This is a genomic window from Serratia plymuthica (assembly GCF_018336935.1).
Lineage (GTDB): Bacteria > Pseudomonadota > Gammaproteobacteria > Enterobacterales > Enterobacteriaceae > Serratia > Serratia plymuthica_B.
In genome coordinates, this window is sequence record NZ_CP068771.1 from 2,406,638 (window position 1) to 2,423,617 (window position 16,980).

16 protein-coding genes are annotated in these 16,980 nt (G+C 53.9%); 6 read left to right on the forward strand and 10 right to left on the reverse strand.

Going from position 1 to position 16,980, the window contains the following annotated elements; all coding sequences use genetic code 11:
- Nucleotides 1–10 precede the first annotated feature (10 nt).
- A complete protein-coding gene (gene fabD, locus JK621_RS11165) occupies nt 11–1,885 on the forward strand; it encodes an ACP S-malonyltransferase (protein WP_212559846.1) in 1,875 nt (624 codons plus the stop codon).
- A gap of 44 nt (nt 1,886–1,929) precedes the next feature.
- Nucleotides 1,930–3,066, forward strand: coding sequence for an ACP S-malonyltransferase (gene fabD / locus JK621_RS11170; RefSeq protein WP_212559847.1), 1,137 nt, complete (start codon nt 1,930–1,932; stop codon nt 3,064–3,066).
- A 583-nt stretch (nt 3,067–3,649) separates the two neighbouring features.
- On the opposite strand, the gene JK621_RS11175 is transcribed toward fabD (JK621_RS11170), so the two are convergent.
- The 4 genes from JK621_RS11175 to JK621_RS11190 form a co-directional block, all read right to left on the reverse strand.
- A complete protein-coding gene (locus tag JK621_RS11175) occupies nt 3,650–4,258 on the reverse strand; it encodes a class I SAM-dependent DNA methyltransferase (protein ID WP_212559848.1) in 609 nt (202 codons plus the stop codon).
- Between the two features lie 131 nt (nt 4,259–4,389).
- Nucleotides 4,390–5,097 (reverse strand): GNAT family N-acetyltransferase, encoded by a 708-nt coding sequence (locus JK621_RS11180; RefSeq protein ID WP_212559849.1) that lies wholly within the window; start codon nt 5,095–5,097, stop codon nt 4,390–4,392.
- A 95-nt stretch (nt 5,098–5,192) separates the two neighbouring features.
- A complete protein-coding gene (locus JK621_RS11185; protein WP_212559850.1) occupies nt 5,193–6,143 on the reverse strand; it encodes a 2-hydroxyacid dehydrogenase in 951 nt (316 codons plus the stop codon).
- A gap of 134 nt (nt 6,144–6,277) precedes the next feature.
- Complete coding sequence (locus JK621_RS11190) at nt 6,278–7,174, reverse strand: LysR family transcriptional regulator (protein WP_212559851.1); 897 nt, start codon at nt 7,172–7,174, stop codon at nt 6,278–6,280.
- An 84-nt stretch (nt 7,175–7,258) separates the two neighbouring features.
- Between JK621_RS11190 and JK621_RS11195 the strand changes: the two genes are divergently transcribed.
- Nucleotides 7,259–8,044 carry an NAD(P)H-dependent oxidoreductase gene (locus JK621_RS11195; protein ID WP_212559852.1) on the forward strand — a complete coding sequence of 262 codons (786 nt, stop codon included), beginning with the start codon at nt 7,259–7,261 and terminating at the stop codon, nt 8,042–8,044.
- Between the two features lie 43 nt (nt 8,045–8,087).
- Here the strand turns inward: JK621_RS11195 and JK621_RS11200 are convergent, their stop codons facing one another.
- Nucleotides 8,088–8,642, reverse strand: a complete 555-nt coding sequence (locus tag JK621_RS11200) for an NAD(P)H-dependent oxidoreductase (RefSeq protein WP_212559853.1) — start codon at nt 8,640–8,642, stop codon at nt 8,088–8,090.
- 105 nt (nt 8,643–8,747) lie between these two features.
- Between JK621_RS11200 and JK621_RS11205 the strand changes: the two genes are divergently transcribed.
- Nucleotides 8,748–9,116, forward strand: a complete 369-nt coding sequence (locus JK621_RS11205) for a winged helix-turn-helix transcriptional regulator (RefSeq protein WP_212559854.1) — start codon at nt 8,748–8,750, stop codon at nt 9,114–9,116.
- Here JK621_RS11205 and JK621_RS11210 read toward each other — a convergent pair.
- The 4 genes from JK621_RS11210 to JK621_RS11225 all read right to left on the reverse strand — a co-directional run bounded on the left by JK621_RS11210 (nt 9,097) and on the right by JK621_RS11225 (nt 12,997).
- The gene (locus tag JK621_RS11210; RefSeq protein WP_212559855.1) at nt 9,097–10,050 is read right to left on the reverse strand and encodes a bifunctional helix-turn-helix transcriptional regulator/GNAT family N-acetyltransferase; all 954 of its coding nucleotides are present in this window, start codon (nt 10,048–10,050) and stop codon (nt 9,097–9,099) included. The genes JK621_RS11205 and JK621_RS11210 overlap by 20 nt on opposite strands.
- A gap of 68 nt (nt 10,051–10,118) precedes the next feature.
- Nucleotides 10,119–11,309 (reverse strand): MFS transporter, encoded by a 1,191-nt coding sequence (locus JK621_RS11215; protein WP_212559856.1) that lies wholly within the window; start codon nt 11,307–11,309, stop codon nt 10,119–10,121.
- A 90-nt stretch (nt 11,310–11,399) separates the two neighbouring features.
- Entirely contained in the window at nt 11,400–11,885 is a 486-nt protein-coding gene (locus tag JK621_RS11220) for a cyclophilin-like fold protein (RefSeq protein WP_212559857.1), read from the reverse strand.
- An 83-nt stretch (nt 11,886–11,968) separates the two neighbouring features.
- The gene (locus tag JK621_RS11225) at nt 11,969–12,997 is read right to left on the reverse strand and encodes an alpha/beta hydrolase (RefSeq protein WP_212559858.1); all 1,029 of its coding nucleotides are present in this window, start codon (nt 12,995–12,997) and stop codon (nt 11,969–11,971) included.
- A gap of 307 nt (nt 12,998–13,304) precedes the next feature.
- Between JK621_RS11225 and JK621_RS11230 the strand changes: the two genes are divergently transcribed.
- On the forward strand, nt 13,305–14,195 hold the full coding sequence (locus tag JK621_RS11230; protein WP_212560185.1) for a LysR family transcriptional regulator: 891 nt from the start codon (nt 13,305–13,307) through the stop codon (nt 14,193–14,195).
- 16 nt (nt 14,196–14,211) lie between these two features.
- Here JK621_RS11230 and JK621_RS11235 read toward each other — a convergent pair whose 3' ends face one another.
- The gene (locus JK621_RS11235) at nt 14,212–14,844 is read right to left on the reverse strand and encodes a helix-turn-helix transcriptional regulator (protein WP_212559859.1); all 633 of its coding nucleotides are present in this window, start codon (nt 14,842–14,844) and stop codon (nt 14,212–14,214) included.
- Nucleotides 14,845–15,537: 693 nt separating this feature from the next.
- Here JK621_RS11235 and JK621_RS11240 point away from each other — a divergent pair.
- A complete protein-coding gene (locus JK621_RS11240; RefSeq protein ID WP_212559860.1) occupies nt 15,538–16,812 on the forward strand; it encodes a Glu/Leu/Phe/Val family dehydrogenase in 1,275 nt (424 codons plus the stop codon).
- Nucleotides 16,813–16,980 lie beyond the last annotated feature (168 nt).

A 16,980-nucleotide genomic window follows, 5' to 3' on the forward strand; every position in this document is an offset into this window, starting at 1 on the left:
CGCAGAATTTATGAAAACAGTCTATACCTTTCCTGGTCAGGGATCGCAGTATCGCACCATGGGTTATGGCCTCTTCGAACAATTCCCTGAGCTGGCAGCGCAAGCCAGTCAGGCTCTCGGGTATGACATTGCCGAACTTTGCATCAAGGATCCGCAGCGCGTTTTAAACCAGACACAGTACACCCAACCGGCGCTCTATACCGTGAATGCGCTCAGCTACCTGGAGCGCAAAGCGCGCGGCGCGGCGCCGCCGGATATCCTGGCCGGGCACAGCCTGGGAGAGTATAACGCGCTGTTTGCCGCCGGCGCTTTTGACTTTATTACCGGACTTAAGCTGGTGCAAAAACGCGGGCAGCTGATGAGCCTTGCCCCCAAAGGGGCCATGGCCGCCGTGCTGGAAATCAATGTCGCTGATATTGAACGCATCCTGGCCGAAAGCGGTTTTCAGCACGTCGACATCGCCAATATCAACTCCCTTCAGCAATGCATCATTTCCGGCGCTTATGATGAAGTGCTGGCGTTAGAGCCTCGTTTTCTCGAGGCCGGCGCACGCTTTGTTCAATTAAATGTCAGTGCGGCGTTCCATTCACGATTGATGTCGGATATCGAAAGGGAATTCGCCGATTATCTGACGCAGTTTACTTTTCAGCCCTTATCGACTCCCGTTCTGTCAAATGTTACGGCCCGCGCTTATCCCCGCACGGATTATCAGACGCTGCTGACCCGGCAAATATCCAGCCCGGTCCGCTGGTATGAGTCTATCTCCTGGTTGCTGGCGCAAGGCTGTGATGACTTTGCCGAAGTGGGCCCCGGCGATGTGTTAACGAAACTGCACCAGCGCATTACCGAAGCGCCAATGCCGATTGCCCAACCTCAAGAGGCCGCAGCGCGACAGGCGCACCCCAGCGGTTCGCCGCCGGCTACGCCGCACAAGTTCGTTTTTATGTTCGCGGGCCAGGGGAGCCAGTACTATCAGATGGGACGGGCTTTTTATCATTCCGACGGCCATTTTCGCCAGACGATGGATCGCCTTTGCCACAAGGTTTATATGCTCAGCGGGGTGAACCTGCTGGAACAACTCTACAGCGAACGTGATACCGCAGCTGAGTTTGACGATATCCGCTATACCCACCCGGCGCTGTTTTGTTTTGGCTACAGCCTGGCTCAGATGTTGATAGCCAGGGGCATCCAACCCGCCGCCGTGGTCGGCCACAGTTTGGGGGAATACATCGCCGCCGTGGTCGCCGGGATGCTCCGGCTGGACGACGCGCTTAGGTTGGTCGTTGAACAGGCGCATTTGCTGGAGCAACATGCGCCGGCAGGAAGATTGGCCGTCGTGTTGGCTGCGCCGGACATTTTTCATCGCGCCACAGAGGTCTTTTCTCGCTGCACGCTGGCCGGTGTTAATTTCGGCAATAATTTCTTTATCTCGGGTGAACAGAGCGCTGTCGCCAGTGCGATACAGAAGCTGACGGAGCGCGATATTTTGTCCTTGTCGCTGCCGGTCAGGTATGCATTCCATTCAGCCTCGATCGATGCGATCAAACCTTCATACCAAAAATTACTGGATAAAACGCCATGTTTCGCGCCAACGATGCCCGTTTATTCCTCGGTGCTGGGGCGTGCCGTCGGTGCGATGCAACAAGCTGATGCCCAAGGCTATTTATGGCAAGTCATCCGAGACAAGGTCGATTTTTCCACCCTGGTCGATTCCGTATTTTCCACCATGAGCGACCACTTTTTTATTGATGCCTCCGCCACTGGCAGCTTGTCCAACTTTTTAAAATATTCGCCGGATTTTACCTGTCGACACGGTTATGTCTTAAACCCGTTCAGTGACGGGATGACGTCGCTTGAAACCCTGTTATCGCAGGTGAAAGCGTGACAGGGGTGGTGGCTAATAGATTCAATGAGAAGGAGTGTACGACTATGCCAATTCGAGTTTATATGTTCCCGGGACAGGGCTCCCAGCAGCCAGGAATGGGGCGAGAACTGTTCAGCCAGTTCCCTGATTTAACCCGTATTGCCGACGATATCTTAGGCTATTCGATCGAGCGCCTCTGTCTTGATGACCCTGATGGCGAGCTTAATAAGACCCAATACACTCAGCCTGCCATTTATGTAGTTAATGCATTGTCTTATTACAAGAAACGGCAAGAGACAGGTATCCAACCGGATTTTGTTTTAGGGCATAGCCTGGGGGAGTTCAATGCGTTGCTGGCCGCAGAGTGCTTTGATTTCGCCACCGGCCTGAAGCTGGTGAAGAAACGCGGCGAATTAATGGCGCAGGCGGCGGGCGGCGGCATGGCTGCGGTGCTGGGGCTAAGTGAAGCGAATCTGCGGGCATTCTTGACGGAAAAAAAACTGGATACCATTGATTTGGCAAACTTTAATACACCCTCGCAGATTGTAATTTCCGGTCAGCGTGACGATGTCACAAAAGCGGTAACTGAATTTGAGCAGAGCGGAATGCGCTGTGTTCCTCTGAATACCAGCGGTGCTTTTCACTCCAGGTTGATGCGGGGCTCAATGGACAAATTCGAAAGTTACCTGCAAAACTTTCAGTTCTCAGCATTGAAGATCCCTGTCATTGCCAATACAACGGCACGCCCCTATGACGATGACACGCTGTTAACCTGCCTGGCGCAACAAATCGCCAGCCCGGTGCGCTGGACCGCAAGCATTCAATATCTGATGAGCCTGGGCACACCTGAATTTACCGAGCTGGGCCACAGCGAAGTGGTCAGTGGCTTGGTCGAAAAAATCAAAGCAGAAACGACAGAAGACGAGTTGCAGGCAATAAGGTTACAACGTCACGGAAATGACGCCATCAAGGAAGTGGCCGATGTGATTGACAGGGTTAAACACGGCGCTACACTGGCGCCAGCCGAGAAAATTGCGCAATGGAATAGCCGGTTCCCGATCGGGCAAAAGGTGCATTCCACTATTTTGAACGCAGAAGCGGAAACCCGAACCGAGGCTTTGTTGCTGTTCCAACATCGCGCGGCGATCTATCTGAAAGGTTATAACGGTTACTTTGAACTCGATGAGTTAAAGCCGGTTTGACGACACGGCGGCAACCTTTACGCAAAGTGGGCCGCCGTGAACATACCTCGCGCAAAACAGGCCGTTTTTTTGGTGTGTTTTGAACAAATCTGTGAGTACACAAGGTGCCAAATGCTTTCAGATTTCACGTAGCGCGATCAAAAAAGCAGGGGGTTTTAATCCAAAATCGGTGGGCGAAGATAAGCGGCCGGCAAACCGCATGACATAAAACCTGTGCCGGCTGCCTCTTTGGACGTTCGATACCAGCTCTCCCGAGAGGCCAATCACCAAGCCGTTTCATTTTCGAAAAACTGCGTGCAGGTAGAGTCCAGTCATGAGTTGCCCAGTTGATGGCGGTACGCTCTTATTGCCCCCAGAACTCATAGAAAAACTTGATAGCCTTGCCTGGGTTAATAATGAGATGATCAGCGCAAAACGCAATAGATATAGAGAAGGGGCAAACAGGTCGCCATAATGGGAAGGACAATCATGAACGAATGAACTCATGCATGTAATTTAACATAATATACATTATGCGCACCAAGGTAAGGATACGTAGATTCTGAGGTTTTGGCCTTTATCATGACCTTATCCGCATTCTGCCTCAGATCGTGCTTTGCGCTAGCCACACTGTTCGTCCTCGGCATTCAGGATCTTCGAAAACCATCTTCACTACGTGAAAGCCATTTTCATGCAGCAACTGTCGATACTCTGCCGGCGCCAGGCTCGAATGATACAATGGCTCGCCTTCAAATGTGCCAATCGCTTCGCCGTCACTTGTGCCACTGGTAAACATCAATGCTGCTTTGCTGCCTGCATGCTTGCGGAAAACTTTGAACATTTGGCGTTGGTCATTACGCGTAAGATGAAAAAAGCTGTCCCAGGCAATCAGCCCACCAAAGGTTTCATCCAGTGCCAATTCTCGCATGTCTGTCACTCGCCACTGTTGATGCGGGAATTTATTCAGGCATGCGTCGATCATTGATCCTGAGCTATCAATCCCCAGTACGCTAAAACCTTGTCGAATGAAATATTCAGCGATCGGCGTTCCATTACCACAACCGATATCCAGGAGCCTTGCATTTGTCGGCACCAGATTCAGGAATCTGTCCAGCCAAGGCCGCTCAAACAGATCCGTTGTCCGCAACCTTTTCCAGGCTTCGGCATGTTGTTCGTATAAAGTAATGATCCTCGCGGCCGCAGAATGTGTCATTTACCCTCTTCTTTTTGATCGCGCTACGTGAAATCTGAGAAATATTGGCACCTCTGGCCTTACAGAATTCGCCAATATTTACCGGTGAAAATCATACTCAGCAACCCATTTTTCAACTTTCTCTTGCGTAGTTAAAGCTTATTGCTGCGAAAAAACGCCTCAAGCCTAAGCTTCTGCGCACCATCTTCAGTGAAGTTTTCAGGTGAAAGCCAGCCAGCAAGAGACTTCTCAATGACCGGCCATTCAATATCTATAACAGACAACCAATCGGTATCACGGTTACGTTGTTTACGGGTCATGGCTTGACGAAATCGCCCTTCAAATATGAACCCCATTCTCTCGGCGGCTTTCCTTGAAGCCTTATTCAGTGAATCACAACGCCATGCAACGCGGCGATAACCCAGAGAAAAGGCGTTATGCAGCAACAAGTAAATGGCCTCAGTTCCCATGGCGGTTCTTTGCATAAGCGGTGACCAAGTGACATGCCCAATTTCCAGCGCACCGTTAACCGCATCCATATTGCTAAAGCAGACAACCCCAACCGGAGCGCCACTTTTTACGTCCGTCACGGCCCATGAAACCAGGTTGCCGTCTTCGATTTTATTCTTAAGCCAAAACATCATGTCTTGTAAACAGACCGGCCTTTCTGCGGCAAGCCAGGTCCAGTCTCTGTCATCCTCTGCCAGAGAAAATGCATGGAATAAGCCTTCGCAGTGGCTTATTTCAAGGGGCAAGAGATTACAGTATTGACCGTTAAGCGGCCTCTGGTCCGGGAGAGATACCGGTTGCCACTCAGGTAAGGAGAAGCCAACCGGCTGACCATAAATATTGGTATTCAACGTGTTCACCCTTTGTTTTTTCAGCGATTTTTGGCCTGCAGATTTTTAACAAGATACGTCGTTTAGAGGCTGCAAATTAACACGCCTTGCCCTTATTAAGTGACGTTGTCACCTGATATCACCTGTGTGAGCAGCGGTTCTGCCAGGAAATGAGCCGACAGATTATCGATAACCAACTGGACCGTTGCGGCAATGGCCTCGGGAGACCGCCCGGCGATATGCGGCGTTAAAATAACATTGTTTAACCGTGCAAGCTCCGGTGGTACGGCAGGTTCGCCCTCTACCACATCAAGCGCCGCGCCGGCGATGCGTTGATGTTGCAGGGCGTTGATAAGCGCCGGTGTATCTACCACGCTACCGCGCGCAATGTTGATCAGAAAGCCGTTTGGGCCCAGAGCATCAAGCACCTCCGTGTTAACAATGTGGCTGGTTTGCCTGCCGCCAGGGGTTGCAATCACCATAAAATCAGCCCATTCGGCCAAGGCAACCGGGCTTGCACAATAGCGATAAGGCGTATCGTTACGCGGCTGGCGGTTGTGGTAAGCCACGGGCATCTCAAAACCCTTAGCCCCGCGCTGGGCAATCTGCATGCCGATATTACCGAGGCCGAGGATCCCCATTTTTTTGCCGAAAACCATCGGACGCGGTTGCCGTGCTTGCTTCCATTCCCCCCGGCGAACGGCCGCATCGGCCTGTGGGATCCCTCGGGCAATGGCCATCAGCAGCGCTATCGCATGGTCGGAAACCGAGGCATCATTGGTGCCGGGGCCATGCGTCACGACAATACCCCGCGCCTGCGCGGCCGTCAGATCGATATTTTCGTAGCCCGCACCGAGTGCGCAGATGATTTCAAGCGCCGGCAGCGCGGATATGTCGTCTCCGCTGAGTCCAATGGAACCGTTGGTCAGTACCGCCTGTATATCGACCCTTGGTTTTACCGTCCATGCCGCTACCGAACTAGCGGCATGGACGGTAAAACCAGCCAATTCGAGGCGGGCATGATGTTCGTGCGCAAGTTCAACCAATATCAGAAGATGGTGTGTCATAGAAAAGGTCCCGGCGGCAAGAAAGGCTATCGCCAGAATACCGCGATGGTGCCCGGGACATTAAGTCGGAAAATGCTGATTCCGCTGCCAGGCGATCGTTAACTCCCCTATTACTTCCATTAATAAATCAACCGTTAGTCCACTGCCGCGACGATATGCTCACGCAGCCATCGATGCGCCGGATCGCGGTGGGATCGTTCGTGCCACAACATGGCCATTTCAAATCCGGGGACCTCAATGGGCGCTTCAACCACCTGTAGCGCCCGGTTATTGCGCACCAGCCGCCAAGGCAGCATGGCCACCAGATCGGAACTGGCAAGAACAGACATGATAAACAAGAAATGGGGAACCGAGAGCACCACCCGGCGCTGCAGGCCGGCCTCTGACAATACGCTGTCCGTATTGCCGTAAAATCCCCCGCCGTCCGGCGACACCACCACGTGCTCCATCCGGCAGAATTGTTCCAGCGTAGGGGGAACCGCCAGTTGAGGATGACCGGCACGGCCTGCCAGGACGTAACGTTCGCTAAACAAGGTACGCCGACGCAGATTCTCTGGCGCTCCTTCATGAGTATGGAAAGCGAGATCAATTTCCCCTTGCTCCGCCTGCCGGGCGAGACGCGCGGGCACGGCTTCGAACACCGCCAATCGGGTGCCCGGAGCCACTGAACGCAGGCCAATCAAGGCCGGCAAGATGATGGTCGATTCACCGTAGTCGGAGGCGGCTACCCGCCAGGTATTGCAGGCACCGGCAGGATCAAAAGGGCTCGCCGGCGCCACTGCTTGCTCCAGCGCCTCGAGCGCCTGCCGCAAAGGTTCGCGTAACGCCTCGGCACGCGCGGTAGGCCGCATGCCTCGTGGCCCCGGCAGCAACAGCGGGTCGCCAAAAATCTCTCTCAACTTGGCAAGGTGCACGCTAACCGAAGGCTGCGAGAAATTAAGGCGTTGCGCCGCTCGTGTCACATTATGTTCGGCGAGCAAGGCATCCAGCGTCACCAACAGATTGAGATCCAGTCGTCTGAGATTAGTCATGTTAATACCTGGAATATTAGAAATTCATTTCTACTATACCTGACAAAAACCTACCCTGCTTTTATCTTGCAATGGAGGTCTACCATGAATGTTCTTCTCGTCTACGCACACCCAGAACCGCAGTCACTGAACGGTTCAATGAGAGATTTTTCAATCAAGCGGTTGGAGGATGCCGGGCATACCGTCCAGGTATCCGACCTTTACGCCATGCAGTGGAAAGCCGTGCTCGACGCGGATGACAGCACGGCAACACAAACGGGCGAGCGGTTCGATCCTGCACGCGATTCCCAACGGGCATTTGCCGATGGGCTGCAAAGCAAAGACATTGAACTCGAACAGCAAAAGCTGCTGTGGGCCGACACGGTGATCCTGCAATTCCCGCTGTGGTGGTTCTCGATGCCGGCGATCCTCAAAGGCTGGGTAGAACGGGTTTACGCCTACGGTTTCGCCTATGGCGTGGGGGAACACTCCGACACCCACTGGGGCGATCGTTATGGTGAGGGCACGCTGGCCGGCAAACGCGCCATGCTGATGGTCACCGCCGGCGGTTGGGAAACGCATTACGGCCCGCGCGGCATCAACGGACCTATGGATGATATTTTATTCCCGATCCAGCATGGGATTTTGCATTATCCCGGCTTTGACGTACTGCCGCCGTTCGTGCTCTACCGAACCGACAAGATAGACCCAACGCGGTTTGCCGCGGCCTGTGAGGTACTCGGGCAACGTTTGGACAGCCTGTGGGATACCCCGCCTATTCCGTTCCGGCGGCAAAATGCCGGGGAATACCATATCCCCGAGCTGTCCCTGAAAGAGCATATCGCGCCAGGCCGCTCAGGGTTCACTGTGCATAGCAGCGATAATCCATAACCCTACCGCGCGCGCCATTTAATACGGCGCGCGCGCTACAGGGCTAGTTCAGATTGGCGATAAACGCTCGATACTCCGACGCGCTGCGTTCAATATCATGATGATTTAAGGGTTCAACTTCGGCGTCCGGGGTATTTTCCTTGCCGTAGAATGCATGGAATGAACCGTATTTTGCCCGCACATAGTTAACCGTGATTTCAAAAGGCCGCAAAATCTCATCCAGTGAATACTTATATCTGCCCTCCTGCGAGTAACCCTTAGCGCTGATCCCCGCCGTGACGGCCAGTGCAATCTTACGATCTTTCATTTTATAACCGCTGCTCGAACCATAGGCCCAGCCATAAGTCAGCACATCATCCAGCCACTTCTTCAGGAGCGGTGGCGAACTGAACCAGAATACCGGAAATTGCAGAACAATTTTTTCATGTTGCTCAATCAGTTGCTGCTCTTTTTCGACATCGAACCGCCAGTCTGGATAGACTTTATATAATTCATGAATGGTATAAAGTTCGGGATATCTCCTCAGCTCGGTCAGCCAGGCTTTATTGATCATCGAGTTTTCGATATCAGGATGAGCGACTACCACCAGCGTTTTCATTCAGACTTCCCCTTTCAATGAGTTCACCGGGGCATCATATGTTATGCTTTATTAATGTAAAATACGCACACTGACTACATATACTAACCTTTAGGAAAGTATCAGATGAACCTCGAAGATATCTGCAGCCCAACGGGCATCGACCTCGAACAGACCGGATACGGCTATACGCTGTCGGTGATCAGCGGGAAATACAAAATGATCATTATGTACTGGCTGGCGCAATATAAGCCGGTATTACGCTTCAACCAATTGCAGCGCTGTATCGGCACCATTTCTTATAAAACGCTAAGCTCGACGTTAAAAGAGCTGGAAAGAGACGGTATCGTCATCAGAAAGGAATACCCGCAGATCCCGCCCAAGGTCGAATACAGCCTCTCGGAACGAGGCCGCACGCTGATCCCGGTCATAGATATGATGTGTGCCTGGGGGGAAACTCACCGCGCTGAAACGCTCAGCCCTGCGGACGAATAAATAATTGTTCGGTCATAGGTTGGCCCCACTGCTCGCCCTGCTGCTCTTCTGCAAGGACAAAGCCGACGCTTTCATACAGATGTCGGGCCGCATCCAGCCCCTTGAACGTCCACAGGTGCGTTTCACGGAATCCGCGTTCATCGCAAAAGGCCACCGCCCGGTTCAGCAATTTCCGGCCCACACCGCTGCCGCGCAGGCTGTCATCGATGATAAAGGCACGCAGATGAGCGCGGTTATCGCCCAGTGATTCGCCGTCGATGGAAACCGAACCGACAATGCGCCCGCCGCTGAGCGCGGACCAGGTCTCGTTCAGCGGATGGGACAGGCGCCCGGCGAGATCGGCCAGCGCCGCTCCTACCGTAGATTCGAAAAACGCGCCGAACCCAACCGTGCGCGAATAATACTGCATATGCATTTCCAGCGTTCTGGCGACAAAACCGGGGCGGTAACCACTGGCAATCTCTGTCTCCGGTAGCGGCGCTGCCTCACCAACCCGGTGAGCGTGCAATGCGGCAGCATAGGTTTGCAGACCGGCGGCAATGCCGGTGCCGGCCGCCGTCGGCAGAATGTCCAGCGCATTCAGCACCTGCCGTTCGGCAAAACGATTAATCCCCGCCAACGTTTGCCGCCCTTGTTCCGTCAGCCGCAGAATTTTCTCCCGCGCGTCACGCTCGCTGGGTTGCGTAGCCAGTTGCCCTGCTTTGATTAACTTGTTCAGCATGCGGCTGACGCTGGATTTTTCCAGATTGAGCACCGTACACAGCTGCGCGGCGGTATCAACCTGCCGATCGCCTATTTCGATCAGCGCATGCACGGCGGACGGTGGCAAATCGGTCCCCGCCAACGTGTTGCCCATAAAACCCAGCTCGCGCACCAGATGGCGTGAGGCATCCCTGATAGGCTGCAAATACGGATGGTTTTCGGCGCTGGGCATAATGGTTCCTTTAATATAGTTGCGCAATACAACCATATCAGAGAAAGCCACAAATTCAAGAGGACGAATCAAAAACCTTGCTCTGGCCGTTGCAGGCGGTGTCCGTTTCCTGTCGCCCAGGCCGCCAGCAGCAGTAAAACTGCGCCGCCGATCAACGGCGCGGCCACGCCGATGGAATCCAACAAATGTCCGCCGACAGCCCCGCCCAGCATTATGGCTAGCTGAATGGATGCCACCATCAGGCCACCGCCGCTTTCCGGTTCGTCATTAATCTCTCTGGCGAGCCAGGTAGACCAGCACACCGGAATGGCCGCATTCAGCATGCCCCATCCGGCCATCATGACCGCAACAGCGGCAAACACGTGGCCTGCTCCGACCATGCCTAAGGTCATCACCGCCAGGCCGACCGGCAACCAAACCAGCAGCCGATACAGATGATTGCGCTGCAGCATGGCGCTGGCGAAATGCGTGCCGGCGAAACCTGCTGCCCCCAGGCCCAACAACAGCAATGAGAGTTTGTCTGAGTCAACACCTGTCGCGCCTTCCAGAAAGGGACGGAAATAGGTAAATGCGGCAAAGGCACCGGCAAAGGTCAGCATGACCGCCAGCATACCTATGGCGACGTAGCGGCGTTTGAGCAATCCGAACAGGCGCGTGACCGGAATGGCGGCCTGTGGCGGCATCGACGGCAGGCTTTTCGCCTGCCAGACGAGGTTAATCAAAACCAGGGGCACCAGGCCCGCAAACACCCAACGCCATCCGAAGTGTCCACCCAGATAGGCGCCAATCGGTGCCGCGAACGCGGTGGCGACCGCATTACCCATGTAAACGGCGCCGAGCGCGTTGGGGACCCGGTGTGCAGGAACCAGGCGGATCACCGTGGCGGTAGCCAGCGACCAGAAACCGCCCACGGCCAGACCCAGCAGTGCGCGGGCGACCATTAACAAGGAAAAGCTGGGTGCCAGCGCGATCAGAATCAACGACAGCAGCATAAGCACCGTCATGCTCATCAAGACATAGCGGCGATCAAAGCGGCCTGCTAGCGGGCCGATAAATACGCTGGCCAACACCGCGAACAGGCCCGAGATGGAAATTGCCTGCCCCGCCATCCCCTGCGTAGCATGCAAATCGCCGGCGATAGGCGTCAGCAGGCTGACAGGCATAAACTCCGAGGCGATCAGCAGTGCGACGCACAGCGCCATTGAGCCGACGGCACTCGCCAGAGAGCGTCTTGACGAGGATCGGGTTGAGGTGGTCATGGGTTACTCCGAAATGAAAATATCCCGTAAAACAGCAGGACATATTATGGGTGGCGAAGATGAGTGAACGCAGTCAAATCCACATCAGATTCAATTCCCAAGGGTGATTGTTACGCGTAGGCTTCCCGGTCGGTTAAGGGCCTCAAGGCCTGAAGTGATTTTGCCTATTTTGATAACCCCTGCGGCTTCAGGTCCGCGGCCTCGGTAAAAAGCCATGTTCCCCCAGGGAGCATAGTAAGCAATGTCCCCGGTGGCGCCGGCATCAGACTCGGGGGCCGCGTCTTGCGAAAGACGCTGTGGCAGCGCGCCGCTGATTTTCTCCGCATCACCGTAGTCTTTAAGCGTTAAGGTGAGTGGCAGCAGTTTGACGAAGTCCCGCGCCGTCGGATTATCCTCAAGCGTCGCCGTCAGATGGGTGGAACCTATGGCTATCCGAATATCATGCATTTTTACCTGCCGGGTTACGGTTTCTCTCTGGTTCTCAGCACTGGCCTGGGCTGCTTGTAATGTGCCGACTGTCGGCAGCATCAAGAGTAAAGCTGCATATTGGCTAACCCGCATAGAGGTCTTTCCCATGGCATGTCCTTTCATTACCCGTGAAATAAACTCAGGTTGAAGACCGCGCCAATGCGCGGCCCGAGGTTACGGAGACGAAACGCTTACTTCAGATTGCTGTGGAAGAAAGAAGCCAGCTTGGCGAACGGGATCAGGTCGGTGCGGTCGTACAGATCCACATGGCCCGCGCCCGGCACGATGACCAGTTCTTTCGGTTGGCCGGCCAGTTTATAGGCCGCTTCGCTGAACTCACGCGAATGAGCTTCAGAACCCGTGATGAACAGCATCGGGCGAGGAGAGATCGTCTCAATGTCGTTGAACGGGTAGAAGTTCAGGAACTTGACGACGCTGGTCAGCGTCGGATGGGTCGTCAGCGCCGGCGACGAACCTTTAGGGGTGAATTCGCCACGCGGCGTGCGGTAGTAGTCATAGAACTCCCGCTGGATAGCCGGCGTGTCCGCTGTCAATTCATGCACGGTACCGCCGACGTATTCGGTTTTTCCGCCCGCGAACTCCACATCGCGCTGTTCGGATGCGGCGGCGATCATCTGCTTTCTCTGCTCCAGCGTTTGCGAATGTTTGATCCCATTGCGCATTGCCGCGCCCATATCATACATACTGACCGTAGCAACGGCTTTGATGCGCGAATCGATTTTCGCGGCGCTGATGACGAAGCTGCCGCTCCCGCAAATGCCCAGCACGCCAATCTGCTCTTTGTCTACCCACGGCTGGGTTCTCAGATAGTCAACCGCTGCGCTGAATGCTTCCGCATAGAGGTCCGGTGCGACGGCATTACGAGGTTGCCCCTCACTCTCACCCCAGAAAGACTGATCGATAGCCAGGGTGACAAAACCTTGCTCAGCGAGCTTCTGCGCATAAAGGTTCGAACTCTGCTCTTTCACCGCCCCCATCGGATGGCCAATGACGATGGCAGGATAGCGGGTGCCCGGTTTCAGGTTTTCAGGCATGAACAGATTCCCTACAATCTTCATTTTGAATTGATTGTTAAAGGTGATCTTTTGCGTCGTTACCTTATCGCTCCGGTAAAAATTATTTGCGCCGTTAGACATATCGGCTGCCATAGAGGTGAATGAACTGACCAGCAGGGCCAGCGATAACGCTATTTTCTTCATCTGATTACTCTCGGTTGAAATAGTGAGGTTAATTTCTTCGGCGTTCGTATAAATAAATCGGCGAATAACAACTCAAACCTGAACGCAGGTCATTTATTTAAACGACTCATTTCAAGTTTTATTTAAAGGGCCTGTCGACGCAGTCAATATAGCAACAATGATTAGCGCAATTAATGCCAAAAATCTTTACGCTTTTGTGAGAAAAATTCATCAATGGTTTTCTCTCAACCTGCATTTGGATAAGATAAGACACACTCAGGCACCGGCCCCCATCAACGCCTGGACCCAGCCCCAGAGGAGAAGCTACGTGGATGATCTAAAAGCGTTTCTGTGCATAGCCAGATTGCGGAGCTTTACCAAAGCGGCGGCGGAGATTGGCGTCACCCCTTCGGCCCTGAGCCACACGATTAAAACGCTGGAGGAAAAACTGGGGTATCGCTTGCTGACCCGAACCACCCGCAGCGTGGCCCCTACCGAAGAAGGCGAAATGTTGCTGCGCAGTCTGGGGCCCTTATTCGAGCAGATAAACGATGAGCTGGAAAAGTTGGGGGCGATGAGGAACACGCCGTCCGGGACGATTCGCCTGACAGGTTCCGATGATTCCGTTCAGTACCTGATTCGGCCTGTGCTGGCCGATTTTCTAAAAAAATATCCTGAGATTAATATTGAAATCGGTATCGATTACGGCTTTACCAATATCGTCCAGGACCGCTTTGATGCGGGTATACGCTTGGGCGAGTCTATTGACAAGGACATGGTGGCGGTACGGATCAGTCGGGACTGGCGATTGTGCGTGGTGGCGACGCCCACCTATTTCCAACAATATAGCGCCCCGGAAACCCCTAACGATCTTATCCGGCATAACTGCATTAATATCCGTCATTCAATCACCAGCGGTGTTTATGCCTGGGAGTTTGAAAAAGGCCAACATCAGTTTAGCGCAAAAGTGAAGGGGCAATTCACGGCAAACAGCACCCTGCATCAGTTAGACGCCGTGCTGGCGGGTATCGGCATTGCTTACCTGCCCGATTACCTGGTCGCCCCTTATCTCCAGAGCGGGAAACTGACAGAAATCCTCTCTGAATGGTGCCCGTATTTTCAGGGGTATCACCTTTATTATCCTCATCGTCGCCACGGTTCACCGGCCTTTATGGCTCTGGTCGACATCCTGAAGGAAAATTACCGCAAGACAGGTTAGCCGAGCTGAACGGGGCTTAAGCGGCGCCCTCGCCTTTTTTCAGTTCTTTCAGGTATTTGTAGACCGTCGCGCGCCCAAGGGATAACACGTTGGCGATATAATCGGCGGCGCTTTTGGCTTTGAAGGCGCCTTCATTGTAGAGATCGATCACCAGCTGCTTTTTTTGCTCACGGCTCAATGATGACAGCGAGGTGTTCTGAAGGCGGATCCACTCATGCAGGAAGGTATTAATCTTCTCTTGCCAGTCATCCTTGAACAGCTGCTGCGGCTGCGGTTGCAGACGAGTCACCGACAAGAACATGTCCAGCGCGTTTCTGGCGTCCTCGAACATGCCGGTGCTCAGGTTAACGCACAGCAGATAGCTCGGATTACCCTGTTCATCGCGCGCGGGAATGCTCACCGAGCGCATTTTTTTGCCATCCCAGTTGAGCTTCTCGTAAGGGCCGGTGACCGGTGCGCCGCTGTTGATATCAAAATCGTCCAGGCCGGCATCGTCGCCCGGTTTGCGCTTCGACAGGTTATTGGCGAGGTAGGCGACTTTGTTGGTCGACAGATCGTGTATCACCACTTCCACATTCGGGAAAAACAGGGCTGCGATGCCGTCGGCGACCGACTGCAATAATTCAAGTTGGGACGTGGGTTTCAGCACTCTGCCGTTTCTCCGTAGCGATAAGCATGATGATTTTGGCCGGTTTTCATCATTTGGTCAGCCGCTTAGCATACCTTACTTGCTGTGCAATGCCGAGCGGGAGAGCGGTCGCCCTGCCTGCGCTGGCTCCCCGATTTACCACAGCGTTGACCGCATATGTTGAGTCCGCAGCGGCAACATGCCACCAGCCCTTTTGTTAACGGAAAGTGAATGCCGCTACGCATCATAAAACGAGGCTTCGAACTGCGCTGTAGCCCACATTTTGCGGCTTCGGTGTATTGATAGCACAAGATTTTCGATATATCAGTCAGTTGGCGTCGATTTCGTTTAATAAAGATACGATGCCAGGCCGTTTTAACATGGATTTTTCGTTGCCGTCAGGAAACGGCATTGTCAACCCGATGGTTAAATAAAATGAAACTTTTTGATCACATTCAAGCTTCTGACAAATAGATAAAGGCAAAATTTATGCGCTTTTTGTGCATAAAGCATGAATGCCTCACGCAACCTCCTGACAAAAGTAATTAACTATTCATTTTTAGCCGTCAAAACCCGTTGGAAACCGGCCTGCAGCCCTGTCAGAGGGGGCTAACAACCGGCAGGTTTAATGGTAAATTTAGCGTCGCAAAAGTGTTATGCACTTAGTAATCCACGGTTAAACAAAATAAATACCTATTTTAAAAAAGGTTGGTTATGGAAAAGCTATCCTACGCTTCAGAAAGCAGCACAACGGCCTGGGCCACCTACTTGCAACAAATCGACCGCGTTGCACCTTACCTGGGTGACCTTTCTCGTTGGGTCGATACCCTGCGTCACCCCAAGCGTGCGCTGATTGTCGACATCCCATTGCAAATGGACGACGGCTCTATCCGCCACTTCGAAGGTTTCCGCGTTCAGCACAACCTGTCGCGCGGCCCGGGTAAAGGCGGCATCCGTTACCATCCGGATGTTGATCTCGATGAAGTCATGGCGTTGTCAGCATGGATGACCATCAAATGTGCGGCGGTCAACCTGCCGTACGGCGGCGCCAAAGGCGGTATCCGCGTCGATCCTTTCAAACTGTCTGAAGGCGAGCTGGAGCGACTGACCCGCCGCTACACCAGCGAAATCGGTTTTATCATCGGGCCGCAGAAAGATATTCCTGCACCGGACGTCGGTACCAACTCGAAAGTCATGGCCTGGATGATGGATACCTACTCCATGAACCACGGCACCACTATCACCGGCGTGGTCACCGGCAAGCCGATTCACCTCGGCGGTTCTCTGGGCCGTGAAAAAGCCACCGGTCGCGGTGTGTTCGTCACCGGCAGCGAAGTGGCCAAGCGTCTTGGCGTTGAAATTGAAGGCGCTAAAGTCGCGGTACAGGGCTTTGGTAACGTAGGCAGCGAAGCCGCTCGTCTGTTCGTTGGCGTCGGTGCCCGTGTAGTGGTGATTCAGGACCACTCAGCCACCCTGTTCAACCCGGACGGCATCGATCTGGCCCCGCTGACCGAATGGCAGACCAAGAACAAGCAGATCGCGGGCTTCCCTGGCGCCAAAGAGATTGAAAGCGAAGCCTTCTGGTCGGTCGACATGGATATCCTGATCCCAGCGGCGCTGGAAGGCCAGATCACCCGCCAGCGCGCAGAAATCCTGAGCGCCAAGCTGGTACTGGAAGGCGCTAACGGCCCGACCTATCCAGACGCGGACGACGTGCTGCGCTCACGCAACATTACCGTAGTGCCTGACGTTATCTGTAACGCCGGCGGCGTGACCGTCAGTTACTTCGAATGGGTGCAGGATATGGCCAGCTACTTCTGGAGCGAGAGCGAAATCAACGAGCGTATGGACAAGATCATGACCGACGCTATGGTTCACGTCTGGAACAAAGCCGAAGAGAAAACGTGCAGCCTGCGTACAGCGGCTTATATCGTCGCCTGTGAGCGTATCCTGACCGCACGTAAAGAGCGTGGCATTTACCCAGGTTAATACGTCGTACTGCCCGGCCTGCTTTGCGGGCCGGGATATTTCCCTTCCCCCGCCAGTCTTTCCAGTGCCGATCTTCGTTTCAGGCGAACAGCGTTTCTTCGACACAGATGCATTCGTGCCCTGCACGCGCCACCGACGACGCCAGCACAACCGGGCAAAGCCGATTGC